Source organism: Patulibacter defluvii (genome assembly GCF_034096925.1).
GTDB lineage: Bacteria > Actinomycetota > Thermoleophilia > Solirubrobacterales > Solirubrobacteraceae > Patulibacter > Patulibacter defluvii.
This window is the reverse complement of the sequence record NZ_JAWZSQ010000010.1, coordinates 38,219-53,520: the sequence shown is the minus strand read 5'-3', so window position 1 is coordinate 53,520 and position 15,302 is coordinate 38,219. Positions and strand designations below refer to the sequence as shown.

Below are 15,302 nucleotides of genomic sequence, written 5' to 3'. Positions count from 1 at the left end.
ATCTCGTGGTCGATCTCACGAGACGGACGCTGCTGGCCGGGTCGGTGCCGGTGGTCGGCGCCGGGGCGGCGCTGCTCCACAGCCAGGTGCCGCACGCGCACCCATGGGAGACCGAGGCCGCCGCGGCCAGCGAGGGGGCGCACGGCGGCCACGGCAGCAACGCCGCCACCGGCACCCACGGCGGCCACGCCAACTTCCGCGACGGCGCCGAGGTCGACCACCGCGGCAACGGCTTCGACCCCCACCAGCTGGTCCGCGACTTCGACTGGGGGACCACCCGCCGGCTGCCGAACGGCCGCACCCTCCGCGAGTGGACGCTGATCGCCGGCGAGCAGGAGATCGAGGTCGCGCCGGGGGTCCGCTTCGCCGCCTGGAGCTACAACGGGCGGGTGCCGGGCCCGACGCTGCGCTGCCGCGAGGGCGACCGGCTGCGGATCCGGTTCGTCAACGGCTCCCGCCACCCGCACACGATCCACTTCCACGGGATCCACCCGGCGGAGATGGACGGCGTCGCCGGGGTCGGGGCCGGCGAGATCGCGCCCGGCGGCCGCACCGTCTACGAGTTCGACGCGCTGCCGGTCGGGCTCCACCTGTACCACTGCCACGTCCGGCCGCTGGCCGAGCACATCGCCAAGGGCCTCTACGGCACGTTCGTCGTCGATCCGCGCGACGGCCGCGAGCCGGCCGACGAGCTGGTGATGGTGATGAACGGCTTCGACACCAACTTCGACCGCGCCAACGAGCTCTACGCGGCCAACACCGTGCCCTTCGCCTACATGAACCGGCCGATCCGGGTCCGCCGCGGCGAGCTGGTGCGGCTGTACCTGGTCAACGTGCTCGAGTACGACCTGATCAACAGCTTCCACCTGCACGGGAACCTGTTCGAGTACTTCCCGACCGGCACCGGCCGGCGGGCGGCCGAGCTGACCGACACGGTGATGCTCTGCCAGGGCCAGCGGGGGATCGCCGAGTGGCGGTTCCCGTACGCCGGCAAGTTCATGTTCCACGCCCACCAGTCGGAGTTCACCGAGCTCGGCTGGCAGGGCTTCTTCGAGGTCGTCTGATGGCGAGCGAGACGCCCCGCAGCCGCACCGCCGGCCTGCCCTCGTGGCTGCTCGGGCTGGTGCCGCTGCTGCTGATCGCGGTCGCGATCGGCGGCTTCGTGGCCCTCGACGGGCCCGGGCTCGGCGACCGGGTCGGCCCACCGGTCGAGGAGCTGTCGGTCGAGCGGACGGTGCTGAAGCCGGGCCTGATCGAGCTGACCGTCCGCAACGACGGGCCGGACGCGGTCCGGATCGCCCAGGCCCAGGTCAACGACGCCTTCGTCCAGTTCGCGGGCGCCGAGCAGCCGATCGGCCGGCTCGGGCTGGCGACGCTGCGGCTGCGCCAGCCGTGGGTCGAGGGCGAGGCCTACGAGGTCGCGCTGCTGACGTCGACCGGCGGCACCTTCGCGCACGAGATCCCGGTCGCCGTCGCGACGCCGACCGACGGCGCCTCGTTCCTGGGCCTGATGGCGCTGCTCGGCGTCTACGTCGGGGTGATCCCGGTCGCGCTCGGGATGCTGTGGCTGCCGTGGCTGCGGCGGGTCCCGCCGCGCTGGCTGCGGGGGCTGATGGCGCTGACCGTCGGCCTGCTCGCGTTCCTGGCGATCGACGCGACGCTCGAGGGCTTCGAGCTGGCGGCCGCGGGCTCGCCGGCGTTCGGCGGCCAGGGGCTGGTGCTGATCGGCGCGCTGGTCTCGTTCCTGCTGCTGACGGGGATCTCCGAGCACCTGCGGGCGCGCGGCCGGCGAGCGCGGGCGGCCGGCGCCTCGGGCAGCACGCTGGCGCTGCTGGTGGCGGTCGGGATCGGGCTCCACAACCTCGGCGAGGGGGTGGCGATCGGCTCGGCCTACGCGGCCGGATCGCTGGCGCTGGGGGCGTTCCTGGTGGTCGGCTTCGCGCTCCACAACACCACCGAGGGACTGGCGATCGTCGCCCCGCTGGCCGACCGCCGGCCGGGCCTGGCGCGGTTGGCCGCGCTGGGGGCGGTGGCCGGCGCGCCGGCGGTGCTCGGGGCGTGGATCGGGGCGGCGGCCTTCAACGCCAGCCTGGCCGCGTTCCTCTTCGGCTTCGGGGCCGGGGCGATCGTCCAGGTGATCGTGCAGCTGGCGCCGGCGCTGCGCGACGACGAGGGGCGGACGCTGCACCCGGGGGCGGTCGCCGGGCTGCTGACCGGCGTCGGGGTGATGTTCGCCACCGGGCTGCTGATCAGCGTCTGACCGGCGGCGCGGCCGCGGGCTACTCGGGCAGGTCGAGGACCGACGGCGGGCCGTGCTGGGTGACGGCCAGGCCGTCGCCGGCCGGCTCGCGCGGGCGGATCGAGAGGAAGTCCGGCGGCAGCCCGTTCAGCCGCCGGTGGAAGGCGCGGCCGACCCGGTGGGCGTGGGCCTTGGCCTGCTCGGCCCGCTCGCCGGCGAACAGCTCGTCGACGGTCGTCGTCCAGAGCGCCAGCCAGCGGTCGAAGTGGCCGGCCCGCAGCTCGACCTTCGCGTGCAGCGTGGCGTGGGGGTGGAAGGCGCCGCCGCCGTAGCTCTGGGCGCCGAGCAGGATCGTCTCCCAGAACGAGGTGATCCGGGGGACGTGCGACTCCAGGTCCAGGTGCGCGACGTCGGTGAAGATCCAGCCGATGAACGGGTCGGCCAGCGCGCGGCCGTAGAAGGCCCGCACCAGCCGCTCGCAGTCGGCCCGGTCCTCGATGTCGCGGCGCTCGTCGCTGGGCTCGGTCACGTCACCAACTATGGCGAACCGCTCCGCGCCGCCCGTCGCGACCGTACGATGGCGGCCATGGCCGGGTCCGGATCCAGCGCTCCCGCGGTCGAGCTGTCGGTCGGCGAGCGGACGCTGCGCGTGTCGAGCCCCGACCGGGTCTACTTCCCGGCGATCGGGGCCACCAAGCTCGACCTGGTCGAGTACTACCTGAGCGTCGGCGACGGGATCGTGCGGGCGCTGCGCGAGCGGCCCTGCATGCTGCACCGGTTCCCGAAGGGGCTCGACGGCAAGAAGGTCCACCAGAAGCGGGTGCCGTCGGGCGCGCCGCCGTGGCTGGAGACCGTCCGCCTGCACTTCCCGCGCTACGACCGCTACGCCGACGAGCTGTGCGTGACCGAGCTGGCCAGCGTCGCTTGGGCGGTCCAGATGTCGACGGTCGAGTTCCACCCCTGGAACTCGCGGCGGGCCGACACCGAGCGGCCCGACGAGTGGCGGATCGACCTCGACCCGGGGCCGCAGTGCGACTTCGCGACGGTCCGCCGGGTGGCGCACGTGGTCGAGGAGCTGCTGGACGAGCTGGGGGCGGTCGGCTGGCCGAAGACCTCGGGCGGCAACGGGCTCCACGTCTACGTGCGGATCGCGCCGTCGTGGGGCTTCGCCGACGTCCGGCGGGCGGCGCTGGCCTTCGCCCGCGAGGTCGAGCGACGGGCGCCGGACGACGTCACCACCACCTGGTGGCGCAAGGACCGCGATCCGGCGAAGCTGTTCCTCGACTACAACCAGAACGCCCGCGACCACACGATCGCCTCGGCGTACTCGGTGCGAGGGGTGCCCGAGGCGACCGTCTCGACCCCGATCCGCTGGGACGAGGTCGACGACGTCGAGCCGCGGGAGCTGACGATCGCCACCGTGCCCGAGCGGTTCGCGCGGCTGGGCGACCTGCACGCCGGGATCGACGAGGCGGTCTGGTCGATCGAGCCGCTGCTGGAGTGGGCGGCGCGGGACGAGCGCGAGGGCGCCGCCGACCCCGGCCAGGACGACGACTGACGGTTTCCCAGCCAACTCCCAGCCGCCGGCCCTATCGTCGCCGCGATGGACGACGAGATCCGGCGCAGCCGGTTGCAGGTGACGCGGCGACGGGCGCTCTCGCTCGGGACGGTCGGGCTCGGCGGACTGCTGGCGGCCTGCGGCTCGGACGGCGGCGCCGGCGGCGGGGCCGACGCGGCGTCGACCGCCGCCACCACGGTCGAGACCACCACCGGCACCACCGCGACGGTCCAGCCGCGGACGACGGCCGCCGCGGGGGTCGCGGCGCTGCTCGACCGGGCGCCGACCTGCACGCTGATGCCGGAGCAGACCCAGGGGCCGTACTGGTTCGACGTCGACGCGATCCGCAGCGACGTGCGCGAGGACCGGCCGGGGACGCGGCTGGACCTGGCGCTGCGGGTCCACGACCTCTCGGCCTGCCGCAGCGGCGGCGAGGCGGCGCCGATCCGCGACGCGGTGGTCGAGATCTGGCACTGCGACGCCGGCGGCCGCTACTCCGGCTACGAGTCCGGCTCGTCGGGGGCCAACGGCGGCAACCCGCCCGCCAGCGCCTCGCCGCCGGCCGGGGGCGAGGGCGACGGCGGCTCGACCGGCGGTCCGGCCCGCGGCTCCTACGCCCGCGGCGACCAGCAGGCGGCGACCACCGACGACGGCAGCTACCTGCGCGGCGCCCAGGCCACCGGCGGCGACGGGATCGCTCAGTTCACCACGATCTACCCCGGCTGGTACACGGGCCGCACGGTCCACATCCACCTGAAGGTCCACCTCGGCCGGCGGACGCTGCTGACCTCGCAGCTCTACTTCGACGAGCAGGTCAACCGCGCCGTCCTCGGCCGCGCGCCCTACGACTGGCGCGGTGGGCGCGACACGACCAACGCCGACGACGGGATCTTCGACCGCAGCGCGATGCTTGCCGTCCACCGCCGCGGGGCGGGCTACCTGGGCGTGATCAACCTCGGCGTGAACGCGTAGCGCCCCCGCCCGCCGGCCCGCTGCGACGTTCCGGTCGCTCAGCGACCGGAAGGTGCGGGTGGACGGGGGCGCTCGGCGCGGATCGTGGTCCAGGAGTGCCAGGTGATCCGCAGGATCGCCAGCGAGGTGAGCAGGCCGATCAGCGGGTCGGCGATCGGCGCGCCGAGCGCGAGAGCGAGCGCGCTGGCCACCACCGAGAGGCTGACCCAGCCGTCGGCGCGGGCGTGGTGACCGTCGGCGACCAGCGCCGCGCTGCCCAGCCGGCGACCGGCCCGCAGCCGCACCTGGGCGGCCAGCTCGTTGCCCAGGAAGCCGATCGCGCCGGCGAGGGCGAGGGCCGTCAGGTGACTGACCTCGCGCGGGTCGATCAGCCGGTGGATCGCCTCGCCGCCGGCCACCAGGGCGCTGATCAGGATCGCCGCCACCACCAGGTAGCCGGCGCGGACCTCGGCCGTCCGCGACCGCAGCAGGAACGCGACCCCGAGCGGGATCGCCGTCAGCGCGTCGCCGGCGTTGTGGATCAGGTCGGCCAGCAGCGCCAGGCTGTCGGTGACCGCGAACAGCGTCACCTGGACCGCGGCCGTCGCCAGCAGCACGGCGAGGCTGATCGCCACCGCCCGCAGCCCCGCCCGCGAGCGGGTGATCGAGCGGTCGACCAGGCCGTGGCTGTGGCCGTGGGCCGGGTGGCCGTGGTCGTGGTCGTGGTCGTGGGCGGCGGGGCCGTGGTGGTGGTGGCCCGGGCCGCAGGTGGCGGTGTGGCTCATGCCGGCGGCTCCGGGCCTTCGGACGCCCCCTCGATCCGGTCGTGCTCGCCGTGGTGGCGGACGGCGGCCAGCAGGTCGGCCATGTGGTGGTCACGCAGGCGGTAGTGGGCGTGGCGCCCGTCGCGGCGGACCGCCACCGCGCCCAGCTGCCGCAGCACCCGCAGCTGCTGCGAGGCGACCGTCGCCGAGACCGCCGCGCGGACGGCCAGCTCGTCGACCGTTCGCTCGCCGTCGACCAGCGCGTAGAGCAGCCGCACCCGGCTGGGGGCGGTGAAGGCGGACATCGCCTCGGCGATCCGCTCGCTCTCCTCGGGATCGAGCGGGTCGCCGACCGGCACGTGGGCGGAGGGATGCGGCACGCCGTCGACGCTAGCACGTATGCGCATCTGTGCAGATGTAGTGGCGGCGGCGGGGGCGGAGCAAACGTCACATGCCTCGACCGCGCTCGGCGCCGTGCGACGTTCACCCCCGCCGGCGACGGCGAACGTCGCACGGCGCCGCGGCGGCGGCCGGCGTGTGACGTTCGCCCCCTTGCCGAATCGGCAATAACGCTTGCCACTCGGAGCGCTGGTCCGCCACCGTCCTCCTCATGCACGAGACGGACTACGACGTGGTGGTGGTCGGCGGCGGGGCGGCCGGGCTGAGCGGGGCGCTGATCCTCGGCCGGGCGCGGCGCTCGGTGCTCGTCCTCGACGCCGGCGATCCCCGCAACGCGCCGGCCGCCGGCGTCCACGGGCTGCTGGGCCGGGACGGGATCGCGCCGGCCGCGCTGCTCGACGCCGCCCGCGCCGACCTGGCGCCCTACGGGGTCCGGGTCGAGCGGGCCCGGGCGACCGCCGCCGGCCGCGACGGCGAGGCGCTGGCGGTCACGCTCGAGGACGGGCGCCGGATCCGCGCCCGCCGGCTGCTCGTCGCCACCGGTCTCCGCGACGAGCTGCCGGACCTGCCGGGGCTGGCCGAGCGCTGGGGCCGCGACGTCCTCCACTGCCCCTACTGCCACGGCTGGGAGGTGCGCGACCAGCCGCTCGCCGTGCTCGGCTCGGCTCCCTGGAGCGCCCGCAAGGCGCTGCTCGTCCGCCAGTGGACCGACGACCTGACCTACCTGGTCCACACGGCCCCCGACCCGACCGACGAGGAGGCCGAGCAGCTGGCCGCGCGCGGCGTCCGGGTCGTGGCCGGCCCGGTGGCCGCGATCGAGGTCGCCGACGACCGCCTGAGCGGCGTGCTGCTGGCCGACGGCAACGTGGTGCCGCTGCGGGCGCTGGTGGTGGCGCCGCGGATGGTCGCCCGGGCCGGGCTGCTGGACGGCCTCGGCCTGCGCCCGGTCGCCGACCCGCACGGGATCGGCGAGCGGATCGAGGCCGACCCGAGCGGCCGCACCGCCGCGGCCGGCGTCTGGGTGGCGGGCAACGTCCACGACCCGATGGCGCAGGTGGTCAGCGCCGCCGACCAGGGCGTCCGCGCCGCCGCCGCGATCAACCAGGACCTGGTCGACGAGGACGTGCGGCGGGCGCTCGCCGCGGGTACCGTGGCGGCGTGAGCACCAGCGGGGACGAGGCGGTCGCCGAGCGCGTCCGGCGGCGGCTGCGGGAGCTGCGGCTGGAGCGCGGCCTGACCCTGGAGGCGGTCGCCGGCCGCGCCGCGATCGACGTCTCGACCCTCAGCCGGCTGGAGGCGGGCAAGCGGCGGCTGGCGCTCGACCACCTGCCGGGACTGGCGGCGGCGCTCGGCGTCTCGATCGACGAGCTGCTGCGGGCGCCCGAGCGCCACGACCCGCGGGTCCGCGGCCGCGCCCACCGCCACGACGGCCTGACCCGCTGGCCGCTGACCCGCCAGGGCCCGGCCGGCGGCGGGCTGCACGCGTTCAAGATCCGGATCGACGCCGACCGCCGCCACCCGCCCGACCCGCTGCCGGTCCACGAGGGCCACGAGTGGATGTACGTCCTGACCGGCCGGATGCGGCTGCTGCTGGGGGAGGACGACCTGACGATCGACCCGGGGGAGGCGGTCGAGTTCAGCACCTGGACGCCGCACTGGTTCGGCGCGATCGAGGAGCCGGTCGAGCTGATCGCGATCTTCGGCGTCCACGGCGAGCGGGTCCACCTCCGTGCCTGAGCCGCCCGCCCTCGGCACGATCCGCGACGCGACCGCCGCCGACGCCGCGGCCTGCGCGGCGATCTACGCGCCCTACGTCCGCGAGACGGTCGTCAGCTTCGAGCAGGATCCGCCCTCGGCCGCGGCGATGGCGGAGCGGATCGCCGCCGCCCAGGCCCGCCACGCCTGGCTGGTGCTGACCGACGACCGCGCCGGCGGGCGGGTGGTCGGCTACGCCTACGGCGGTCCCTTCGCCGGCCGCCCGGCCTACCGCTGGGCCTGCGAGGTCAGCGTCTACCTGGACCGCGAGCACCGCGGCCGCGGCGGCGGCCGGGCGCTCTACGCGGCGCTGCTGGAGCGGCTGGCCGCGCGCGGCCTCCGCCAGGCGCTGGCCGGGATGACGCTGCCGAACGACGCCAGCGCCGGGCTTCACCGGGCGCTCGGCTTCGCGCCCGCCGGGGTCTACCGCCGGGTCGGCTGGAAGCACGGCGCCTGGCACGACGTGGCCTGGGTCCAGCGGTCGCTCGGCGACGGCGACGATCCGCCGGCCGAGCCGCGCTGAGCGGCGGGCGGCCGGTGGCGTAGGGTGGCGGCCGTGCGCGGGCTGACGGCGAGGATCGAGCGGCTGCCGCTGCGGCTGCGCGTGACCCTCGCCTTCGTGCTCGCGATGGCGCTGCTGCTGGGGCTGGTCGGGCTGCTGCTCTACCTGCGGCTCGGCAGCACGCTGCGGGAGAACATCGACGACGGCCTCCGGACCCGGCTGGAGGACGTCGCCGCGCTGGCCCGCGACGCTCCCGAGGACCGCGACCGCGGGCTGCTGGAGCGCGAGGCGCTGGCCCAGCTGCTGCGGCCGGACGGCAGGATCGTCGCCGCCTCGTCGGGCGCCCGCGGCGGGCCGCTGCTGACCCCGGCGCGGCTGGCCGAGGCCCGCACGCGGACGGTCCGGGTCGACCGTCCGCGCCCGACCCCCGCCGACCCCGACGGCGCCGACCGGCTGCTGGCGGCGCCGCGGTCGGTCGGCGGGCGGCCGGGGATCGTCGTCGTCGGGGCCTCGCTCGACCCGGTCGAGGAGGCCCAGCACGAGCTCGGCGCGCTGCTGCTGGTGGTCGGCCCGATCGCGCTGCTGCTGGCCTCGCTGGCCGGCTACGGCGCGGCCTCGGCGGCGCTGCGCCCGATCGACCGGATCCGGCGGCGGGCCGACGCGATCCACGTCGACGACCTGGCCCCGCGGCTGCCCGAGCCGGCGGCCGACGACGAGGTCGCGCGGCTGGCGCGGACGCTCAACGCGATGCTCGACCGGATCGAGGAGGGCTTCCGTCGCGAGCGGACCTTCGTCGACGACGCCAGCCACGAGCTGCGGTCGCCGCTGGCGCTGATCAAGGCCGAGCTGGAGCTGGCGCTGCGGCCGGGGGCGGGCGACGACGAGCGGCGGGCGGCGCTGGTCTCGGTCGCCGAGGAGAACGAGCGGCTGGTGCGGCTGGCCGAGGACCTGCTGGTGCTGGCCCGCAGCGCCGCCGGCGGCCGCGGACCGGAGAAGCGGCCGCTGACCGTCGCCGAGCTGGTGGGGGCCGCGCGGGCCGACCCCGGGCTGGTCGTGGCGATCGACGACGAGGCCCGCGAGGCCGAGCTGCTGGGCGACGCGCCGGCGCTGGCGCGGGCGCTCTCCAACCTGCTCGACAACGCCCACGCGGCCGGCGCGGGGCGGGTCCGGATCGGCGTCCGCGACGTCGGCGGCGACCGCGAGCTGCACGTGGTCGACGACGGACCCGGCTTCCCGCCCGGCTTCGCCGCTCGCGCCTTCGACCGCTTCTCGCGCGCCGACGCGGCCCGCGGGCGCGGCGGCACCGGGCTCGGGCTGGCGATCGTGCGGGCGATCGCCCGCGCCCACGGCGGCGAGGCGTTCGCCGGCGACGGCCCGGACGGCGGCGCCGACGTCGGCCTGCGGCTGCCGCGCCGCTGATCGGTTCTCATCGACCGCTCAGGATCGGGGAGGATCCTCTTCGCCATGCGCGTGCTGGTCGTCGAGGACGACGCCAAGATGAGTGGCCTCCTGCGCCGGGGCCTGAGCGCCGACGGGCTCGCCGTCGACGTCGCCGACCGCGGCGAGGACGCGCTCTGGATGGCGGCGGCGACCGCCTACGACGCGATCGTGCTCGACGTGATGCTGCCCGGGCAGGACGGCTTCGCGGTCTGCCGGCGGCTGCGCGAGCAGGGGATCTCGTCGCCGGTGCTGATGCTGACCGCCCGCGACGGGGTCGAGGATCGCGTGCGCGGGCTCGACACCGGCGCCGACGACTACCTGGTCAAGCCGTTCTCGTTCGTCGAGCTGGGCGCGCGGCTGCGGGCGCTGGTCCGGCGCGGCCCCCACATGCGCCCGGCGGTGACGACGGTCGGCGGGCTGCGGCTCGACCCGGCGGCGCGGCAGGTCTGGCGCGACGACGTCGAGATCCGGCTCTCGCCGCGCGAGTTCGCGCTGCTTGAGACCTTCATGCGCCGGCCCGGCGAGGTGCTCGACCGCTACACGCTGCTCGAGCACGCCTGGGACGACGCCTACGAGAACCGCTCGAACATCGTCGAGGTCTACGTCCGCTACCTGCGCGAGAAGGTCGACCGGCCGTTCGACGTGACCTCGATCGAGACGGTCCGCGGGGTCGGCTACCGGCTGCGGCCGGACGGCGGGACGACCGGCGCCTGAGCGGCCGTCCTCAGCGTCGTCTCATCCGGCTTCGTCACGGTCGCGGGCATGAGCACCACGACGACCGCGTCCGCGCCGACCACGGCCCGGCGGATGCTGAACAAGGTCCCCGAGGTGACCCTCTGGTTCTGGGTCATCAAGATCATGTGCACGACCGTCGGCGAGACCGCCGCCGACTACCTCAACGTCAACCTGGGCTTCGGCCTGACCCGCACCACCTACGTCGCCGGCGCGCTGCTGCTGGCGCTGCTGGCGGTCCAGCTGCGGCTGCGGCGCTACGTGCCGGCCGTCTACTGGGCGGTGGTGGTGGTGATCAGCGTCTTCGGCACCCTGATCACCGACAACATGAGCGACCGCTACGCGGTCCCGCTGACGACCAGCACGATCGGCTTCTCGATCCTGCTCGCCGTCGTCTTCGCCGCCTGGTGGCGGGTCGAGCGGACGCTCTCGATCCACGCGATCACCACCCGCCGTCGCGAGCTCTTCTACTGGCTGGCGATCCTCTTCACCTTCGCGCTCGGGACCGCCGCCGGCGACCTGGTGGCGGAGCAGGCGAACCTCGGCTACGCGACCTCGATCGGCCTCTTCGGCGGCGCGATCGGGCTGGTGGCGATCGGCCACTGGGCGCTGCGGCTGAACCCGGTCCTGACCTTCTGGCTGGCCTACATCCTGACCCGGCCGCTGGGGGCCTCGATCGGCGACGAGATGTCGCAGAACAGCCACCGCTACGGCGGGCTCGGGCTCGGGACGACCGGCACCAGCTACCTGTTCCTGGGCGCGATCCTGGCGCTGGTGGTCTACCTGACGATCTCGCGCCGCGACGTGATCCGGACCCCCGAGGTCGAGCCGGGCTGAGGACCGCCGCTCAGCCTCCGCCGCCGGCGAGCGCCCGCCGGCGGCGGAGAGCGAGGGCGACGAGCGCCGCCAGCAGCACGCCGCTGCCGACCAGCAGCGGCAGCGGCGGGCCGCCATCGCGGCGGCCGGCGATCGCCAGCGTGCCGCTCCCGCCCGGCGCCCGCACGTCGGTCTGCACCGCGTAGCGCGAGACGTCGGACGCGTCGGGGACGGGGACGACGACCTCGTAGCCGTTGCCGATCCGCGCGGCCGCGCGGCGCAGGCGGCGGCCGTCGACGGTGACGGCGATCGTCACCCGCGCGTCCTCGACCGGGCGGCCGCTGGCCTGCTCCTGGACGTAGGCGGTGTAGTCGATCGCCGCCCCGCCGTGGTCGGCGCGGGCCGCGGTCGCCATCAGCTGGACCCGGTAGGGCCCGGCCTGGGCCGAGCCGAGCAGGGTGCCGCCGTGGCCGGCCGCCAGCGCCGGGGCGAGCAGCGTCGCCGCGACCACCGCCAGCGTGGCCGCGGCCGTGGCCGCGCCGGACCGCCGGACCCTCACGCCGACCACCCCGGAAGGCCCGGGCAGACCCGCCGCGCCCGCGGCGGCAGCAGCAGGTTGGTCCGCGCCTCGACGGTCATCCACTCGTTGATCCCGTTGTTGACCTGGACCCCGACCGCCGGGTGGGCGCCGACGGCCACGCGGGCGTCCATCGCCTGGCGGGTGACGACGAAGTCCTCGATCGAGCGCGCGAGGGCGACGAAGTGGACGCGCGCCGCGCCGCCGTCGGCGCTGTCGAAGTCGCGGCGGATGATCCGCGGGCGGCCGTCGCGGCGGGCCCCGGCGGCGGCCTCGGCGTGGCCGACCACCGCGTGCCGCCGCGCGACCCGCGCCACGTCGACCGGCCGCAGCTCGGGCCCGCGCGGATCGCGCCGCAGGTCGGCGGCGGTGGTGGTGGCGGTGAACATCCGCCGCGCGCGGCCGTCGGCGTCGACGCTGCGGTACCAGCTGTCGAGCGCCAGCGCGATCGTGCTCAGGTGCATCGTCGTCCCGCCGGCCCAGGGACCGTCGGCGATCGTGACGTCCTCCTCGCGCGCCTGGTTGCGGCGGAAGCCCGACTGGAAGCCCATGTAGAGCGGCGTCCGCGGCGGCAGCGGCCGGTCGGGCGGCAGGCCGACCGTGCCCCGGCGGTGGCGCTCGGGCAGGCCGGCGCCGACGAAGCCGGTCCGGCGGTCGCTCAGCCGCAGCAGCCCGCGGAGGTCGGTCGCCCCGCCGGCCCCGGCCAGCGCGCCGCCGCCGAGCAGCGCCCGCTCGACCGCGTCCAGCACCGCCACCCGGTCGCTGGCCAGGTGCAGCACGCAGACCGGGTCGTCGAGCCGCGGGACCTCGGCGTCGTTGAGCGCGGCCGGCCGCGGGATCGGCGCCGCGATCCCAATCCGGCGGAACCACGCGTGGCCCCAGCCGACCGTCAGCAGCAGCCCGTCGGGGCTGGCGGGCAGCGCCCGCTCGACCCGCCGCAGCGCGGCCTCGGCGGTCGCGGCGCGGGCCGCGGTCGGGTCGGCGGCCAGCCGGCAGAGCAGCAACCGCTGGTGGCGCGGCGGCAGCGGCTCGTCGCGCTCGTCGCGGCGCAGGACCGCGTCCCAGGCGTGCTGGCGCGGGTCGCGGTCGGGGGCGGGCGGCAGCGGCGCGGCGCCGGCGTCGGTCGGCGTCGCCCCGCGGCCGACCAGCAGCCCGGCCGCGCCGGCCCCGGCCGCGAGGGCGGCGGAGCCGGCGACGGCGCGGCGGCGGGTGATCCTCACCGGGCGTCCCAGGTGAACGGGACGTCGAGCCGGACCGGCTTGCGGTAGCGGTCGGCGACCTCCGGGTGGCGGCCGATCTGGGGCGGGCCGACGACGATCGAGGCCCGGTAGCGGCCGCTGCGGGCCAGCCGCATGTTGTCGCCGTAGTGGAGCCCGACGCCCATCCCGACCATCGGGTAGAGCGGGCCGTTGTGGACGGCCACGCCGCCGGGGCCGGTGATCTGGGCGGTGACGGCGGCGTCGGGCAGCCGGTCGCGGCTGTCGGCGTCGGAGACGAGCACCATCACGTGGGCGTTGTCGCCGGGCGCGGGCGGGTGCTTGCGCATCCGGCCGCCCTCGGAGACGGTGAAGGTGACCGCCTCGCGCATCGCGGCGACCTCGACCCGGAGGTCGTCGCGCTGGGCGCTGCCGAGGCGGACCGACGACATCTGGCCGTCGCCGTGGCCGCCGTGGCCGCCGCCGGTGGTGGTCGGGTGGGCGGCGGTGGTGCCGGAGCCGCGGACGGCGGGCTCGTCGCCGCCGCAGCCGCCGACGGCGGTGGCCAGCGCGGCGGCGGCGCCGGTGGCGAGGAGCGAACGGGTGAAGGGGGTCATGGCAGTGGTCCTCGTGGGGTGCGCGGGTGGTGCGCGGGTGCGTGGGGCCGCCGCCGCGGGCGGGGCCGGCGGCGGGGCCGCGGGCGCGCCGGGGCGCCCGGGACGGTCGATCCGCGGCGCGGGCCCGCGGTGCGGTGGCCGTCGGCGGTCGGGACCGCCACGGCGGGCGCACCCGCGGCGCGGGCACGGATCGGGAACGGGGTCGCGGACCGGCGGGGCCGGGCGCGACGGCTAGGCGAGGGCGAGGACCGCCGGTGGCGGTCGGACCGCGAGCGCGGCGGCGATCAGGCGGCCGCCGCGGGGGAGGACGACGCGATGGCGGACGACCGGCGCGGCCAGTCGCCGCTGGGGACGGCGGCGGCGCGCGCGGTGGGCGCGCGCCCAGCGGGCCAGCCGCTGCTCGCCGACGTAGCGGCCGCTGGCCAGCAGCGCGAACGCCACCAGCGCCGGCGCCAGCATCAGCAGCACGTGCCCGGCGCCCGGTTCGAGCGCGGTGACGGCGACGGCCAGCAGCCCGGCGAGGGCGAGGCCGCGAGCGATCGCTGGTCGCTTCGGCATCGGCGACGGCCAACCCTAGCGGGCCGGCGGGCGGACGCCGTCCTCGGTCGCGGCCGCCGCCGGCGACGGCGGCCGCGACCGGCTCAGAAGCGGCGCAGGCGGTTGGCCGTGAGGGTGAAGCCGTGGCCGCTGCGGTTGCGGAAGCTGAAGCCGCCGTCGCGCAGGTGGTAGGCGCGGATCCGGCCGAGCTGGGCGCTGTCGCCGCGGGCCAGGTCCTTGGCGCCGCCGACGCCGTCGATCACGTCGCGGCGCGAGCGGCCGCGGTCGCCGAGGCCGACCGAGAGCAGGCCGCGCTCGCCGACGCAGCCGCGCAGGGTCCAGCTCTGGCAGCGGGTGCCGCTCCACAGCTGGCGGTAGACGTTCGGGCCGGCGCAGGTGACGGTGCCTTCGCCGTCGTCCTGGACGCCGACGATGCAGGCGACCCGGCCGTCGGTCACGTAGGTGCCCTCGCCGGGGGCGAACGGGACGTCGGCCGCCGAGGCCGCGGCGGGCAGCAGCAGCGCGCCGGTGGCGGCGAGGGGCAGGAGAGCGGTGGGGGGAACACGCATGGCGACGGTTCTACAACGTTTTGGCCGCCGTCGCGCCGTGCCGCGGACGCCGTCGACGGGGCCTTGGCGCGGCGCCGCTCAGCCGCGCTCGCGCTCGACCGCGAAGAGCTGCAGGTAGGTCCGGTGGAAGGCGATCCCGGCGTCCAGCGAGTTGCGCATCGCGACCACCGGCGCCCGCTCCGGGGCGTCGTCGGCGAGCGCGGCCAGCGCCTCGTCGGCGAGGGCGCGGTAGCCCTCCAGCTCGGCGACCTTCGCCTCGTGCCAGCTCCGCCGCTCGGCGAACGCCCGCTCGGGATCGGCCCCGAGGAAGACCTTCAGCAGTCCCTCGTCGTGGACCTGAGGGGGCGTCGTCGACGGCTCGGCGGCCCACGCCTCGAGCGCGGCCCGGCCGCGGTCGGTCAGCTCGTAGCGCTTGCGCCGGCGGCCGCCCTGCTCCTGGTCCTCGTGCAGGTAGCCGGCGCCGGCCAGCCGCGCCGGCTCGGCGTAGAAGGTCGTGTGGGGGACCGGCCAGAAGTTCTCGATCGTCTCCGTCAGCAGCTGCTTGAGGTCGTACGGCGTCGCCCGGCCGAGGTGCCGGACGAGGCCGAGCACGGCGTAGGAGGTCCCGGTCAGGCGTATGTCTTGACGTGTCATGGTACGGCTCGTACAGT

19 protein-coding genes are annotated in these 15,302 nt (G+C 76.6%); 10 read left to right on the top strand and 9 right to left on the bottom strand.

Annotated features, from left to right (window positions below; translation table 11 throughout):
- Positions 1-5: 5 nt before the first annotated feature.
- Both SH587_RS12185 and SH587_RS12180 read left to right on the top strand, forming a co-directional pair.
- Positions 6-1,064: a multicopper oxidase domain-containing protein gene (locus tag SH587_RS12185; protein WP_320670890.1), complete on the top strand. Its 1,059-nt coding sequence runs from the start codon at positions 6-8 to the stop codon at positions 1,062-1,064.
- Positions 1,064-2,260 carry a ZIP family metal transporter gene (locus SH587_RS12180; protein WP_320670889.1) on the top strand — a complete coding sequence of 399 codons (1,197 nt, stop codon included), beginning with the start codon at positions 1,064-1,066 and terminating at the stop codon, positions 2,258-2,260. Before SH587_RS12185 ends, SH587_RS12180 begins: the two co-directional genes overlap by 1 nt.
- Positions 2,261-2,279: 19 nt before the next feature.
- Here the strand turns inward: SH587_RS12180 and SH587_RS12175 are convergent, their stop codons facing one another.
- Positions 2,280-2,768, bottom strand: coding sequence for a group III truncated hemoglobin (locus SH587_RS12175; RefSeq protein ID WP_320670888.1), 489 nt, complete (start codon positions 2,766-2,768; stop codon positions 2,280-2,282).
- Between the two features lie 57 nt (positions 2,769-2,825).
- Here SH587_RS12175 and ligD point away from each other — a divergent pair, with 57 nt between their 5' ends.
- Together ligD and SH587_RS12165 are read left to right on the top strand one after the other, a co-directional pair.
- On the top strand, positions 2,826-3,797 hold the full coding sequence (gene ligD, locus SH587_RS12170) for a non-homologous end-joining DNA ligase (RefSeq protein ID WP_320670887.1): 972 nt from the start codon (positions 2,826-2,828) through the stop codon (positions 3,795-3,797).
- Between the two features lie 45 nt (positions 3,798-3,842).
- Positions 3,843-4,769: a peptidase associated/transthyretin-like domain-containing protein gene (locus tag SH587_RS12165; protein WP_320670886.1), complete on the top strand. Its 927-nt coding sequence runs from the start codon at positions 3,843-3,845 to the stop codon at positions 4,767-4,769.
- A 38-nt stretch (positions 4,770-4,807) separates the two neighbouring features.
- Here the strand turns inward: SH587_RS12165 and SH587_RS12160 are convergent, their stop codons facing one another.
- A complete protein-coding gene (locus SH587_RS12160) occupies positions 4,808-5,533 on the bottom strand; it encodes a cation diffusion facilitator family transporter (RefSeq protein WP_320670885.1) in 726 nt (241 codons plus the stop codon).
- Positions 5,530-5,892: an ArsR/SmtB family transcription factor gene (locus SH587_RS12155; RefSeq protein ID WP_320670884.1), complete on the bottom strand. Its 363-nt coding sequence runs from the start codon at positions 5,890-5,892 to the stop codon at positions 5,530-5,532. The genes SH587_RS12160 and SH587_RS12155 overlap by 4 nt, the downstream gene beginning before the upstream one ends.
- Before the next feature lie 230 nt (positions 5,893-6,122).
- On the opposite strand from SH587_RS12155, the gene SH587_RS12150 reads away from it, so the two are divergent.
- Genes SH587_RS12150 through SH587_RS12125 form a run of 6 tightly spaced genes read left to right on the top strand, consistent with a single transcriptional unit; the run spans position 6,123 to position 11,177 of the window.
- Entirely contained in the window at positions 6,123-7,073 is a 951-nt protein-coding gene (locus SH587_RS12150) for an NAD(P)/FAD-dependent oxidoreductase (protein WP_320670883.1), read from the top strand.
- Positions 7,070-7,648 carry a helix-turn-helix domain-containing protein gene (locus SH587_RS12145; RefSeq protein WP_320670882.1) on the top strand — a complete coding sequence of 193 codons (579 nt, stop codon included), beginning with the start codon at positions 7,070-7,072 and terminating at the stop codon, positions 7,646-7,648. Before SH587_RS12150 ends, SH587_RS12145 begins: the two co-directional genes overlap by 4 nt.
- Positions 7,641-8,189, top strand: a complete 549-nt coding sequence (locus SH587_RS12140; protein WP_320670881.1) for a GNAT family N-acetyltransferase — start codon at positions 7,641-7,643, stop codon at positions 8,187-8,189. Before SH587_RS12145 ends, SH587_RS12140 begins: the two co-directional genes overlap by 8 nt.
- A 33-nt stretch (positions 8,190-8,222) precedes the next feature.
- Positions 8,223-9,587 carry an ATP-binding protein gene (locus SH587_RS12135; protein ID WP_320670880.1) on the top strand — a complete coding sequence of 455 codons (1,365 nt, stop codon included), beginning with the start codon at positions 8,223-8,225 and terminating at the stop codon, positions 9,585-9,587.
- Between the two features lie 45 nt (positions 9,588-9,632).
- Entirely contained in the window at positions 9,633-10,322 is a 690-nt protein-coding gene (locus SH587_RS12130; protein WP_320670879.1) for a response regulator transcription factor, read from the top strand.
- A 48-nt stretch (positions 10,323-10,370) separates the two neighbouring features.
- On the top strand, positions 10,371-11,177 hold the full coding sequence (locus SH587_RS12125; protein ID WP_320670878.1) for a COG4705 family protein: 807 nt from the start codon (positions 10,371-10,373) through the stop codon (positions 11,175-11,177).
- A gap of 10 nt (positions 11,178-11,187) precedes the next feature.
- Here the strand turns inward: SH587_RS12125 and SH587_RS12120 are convergent, their stop codons facing one another.
- From SH587_RS12120 to SH587_RS12095, 6 genes are all read right to left on the bottom strand, one after another.
- Complete coding sequence (locus tag SH587_RS12120; protein WP_320670877.1) at positions 11,188-11,715, bottom strand: hypothetical protein; 528 nt, start codon at positions 11,713-11,715, stop codon at positions 11,188-11,190.
- Positions 11,712-12,953, bottom strand: coding sequence for a DUF7405 family protein (locus SH587_RS12115; RefSeq protein WP_320670876.1), 1,242 nt, complete (start codon positions 12,951-12,953; stop codon positions 11,712-11,714). The genes SH587_RS12120 and SH587_RS12115 overlap by 4 nt, the downstream gene beginning before the upstream one ends.
- Complete coding sequence (locus SH587_RS12110) at positions 12,950-13,546, bottom strand: iron transporter (protein WP_320670875.1); 597 nt, start codon at positions 13,544-13,546, stop codon at positions 12,950-12,952. The genes SH587_RS12115 and SH587_RS12110 overlap by 4 nt, the downstream gene beginning before the upstream one ends.
- Positions 13,547-13,777: 231 nt before the next feature.
- Entirely contained in the window at positions 13,778-14,104 is a 327-nt protein-coding gene (locus tag SH587_RS12105; RefSeq protein WP_320670874.1) for a hypothetical protein, read from the bottom strand.
- Positions 14,105-14,187: 83 nt separating this feature from the next.
- On the bottom strand, positions 14,188-14,652 hold the full coding sequence (locus tag SH587_RS12100) for a hypothetical protein (protein ID WP_320670873.1): 465 nt from the start codon (positions 14,650-14,652) through the stop codon (positions 14,188-14,190).
- 78 nt (positions 14,653-14,730) lie between these two features.
- Positions 14,731-15,285: a PadR family transcriptional regulator gene (locus tag SH587_RS12095; protein ID WP_320670872.1), complete on the bottom strand. Its 555-nt coding sequence runs from the start codon at positions 15,283-15,285 to the stop codon at positions 14,731-14,733.
- Positions 15,286-15,302: the final 17 nt, after the last annotated feature.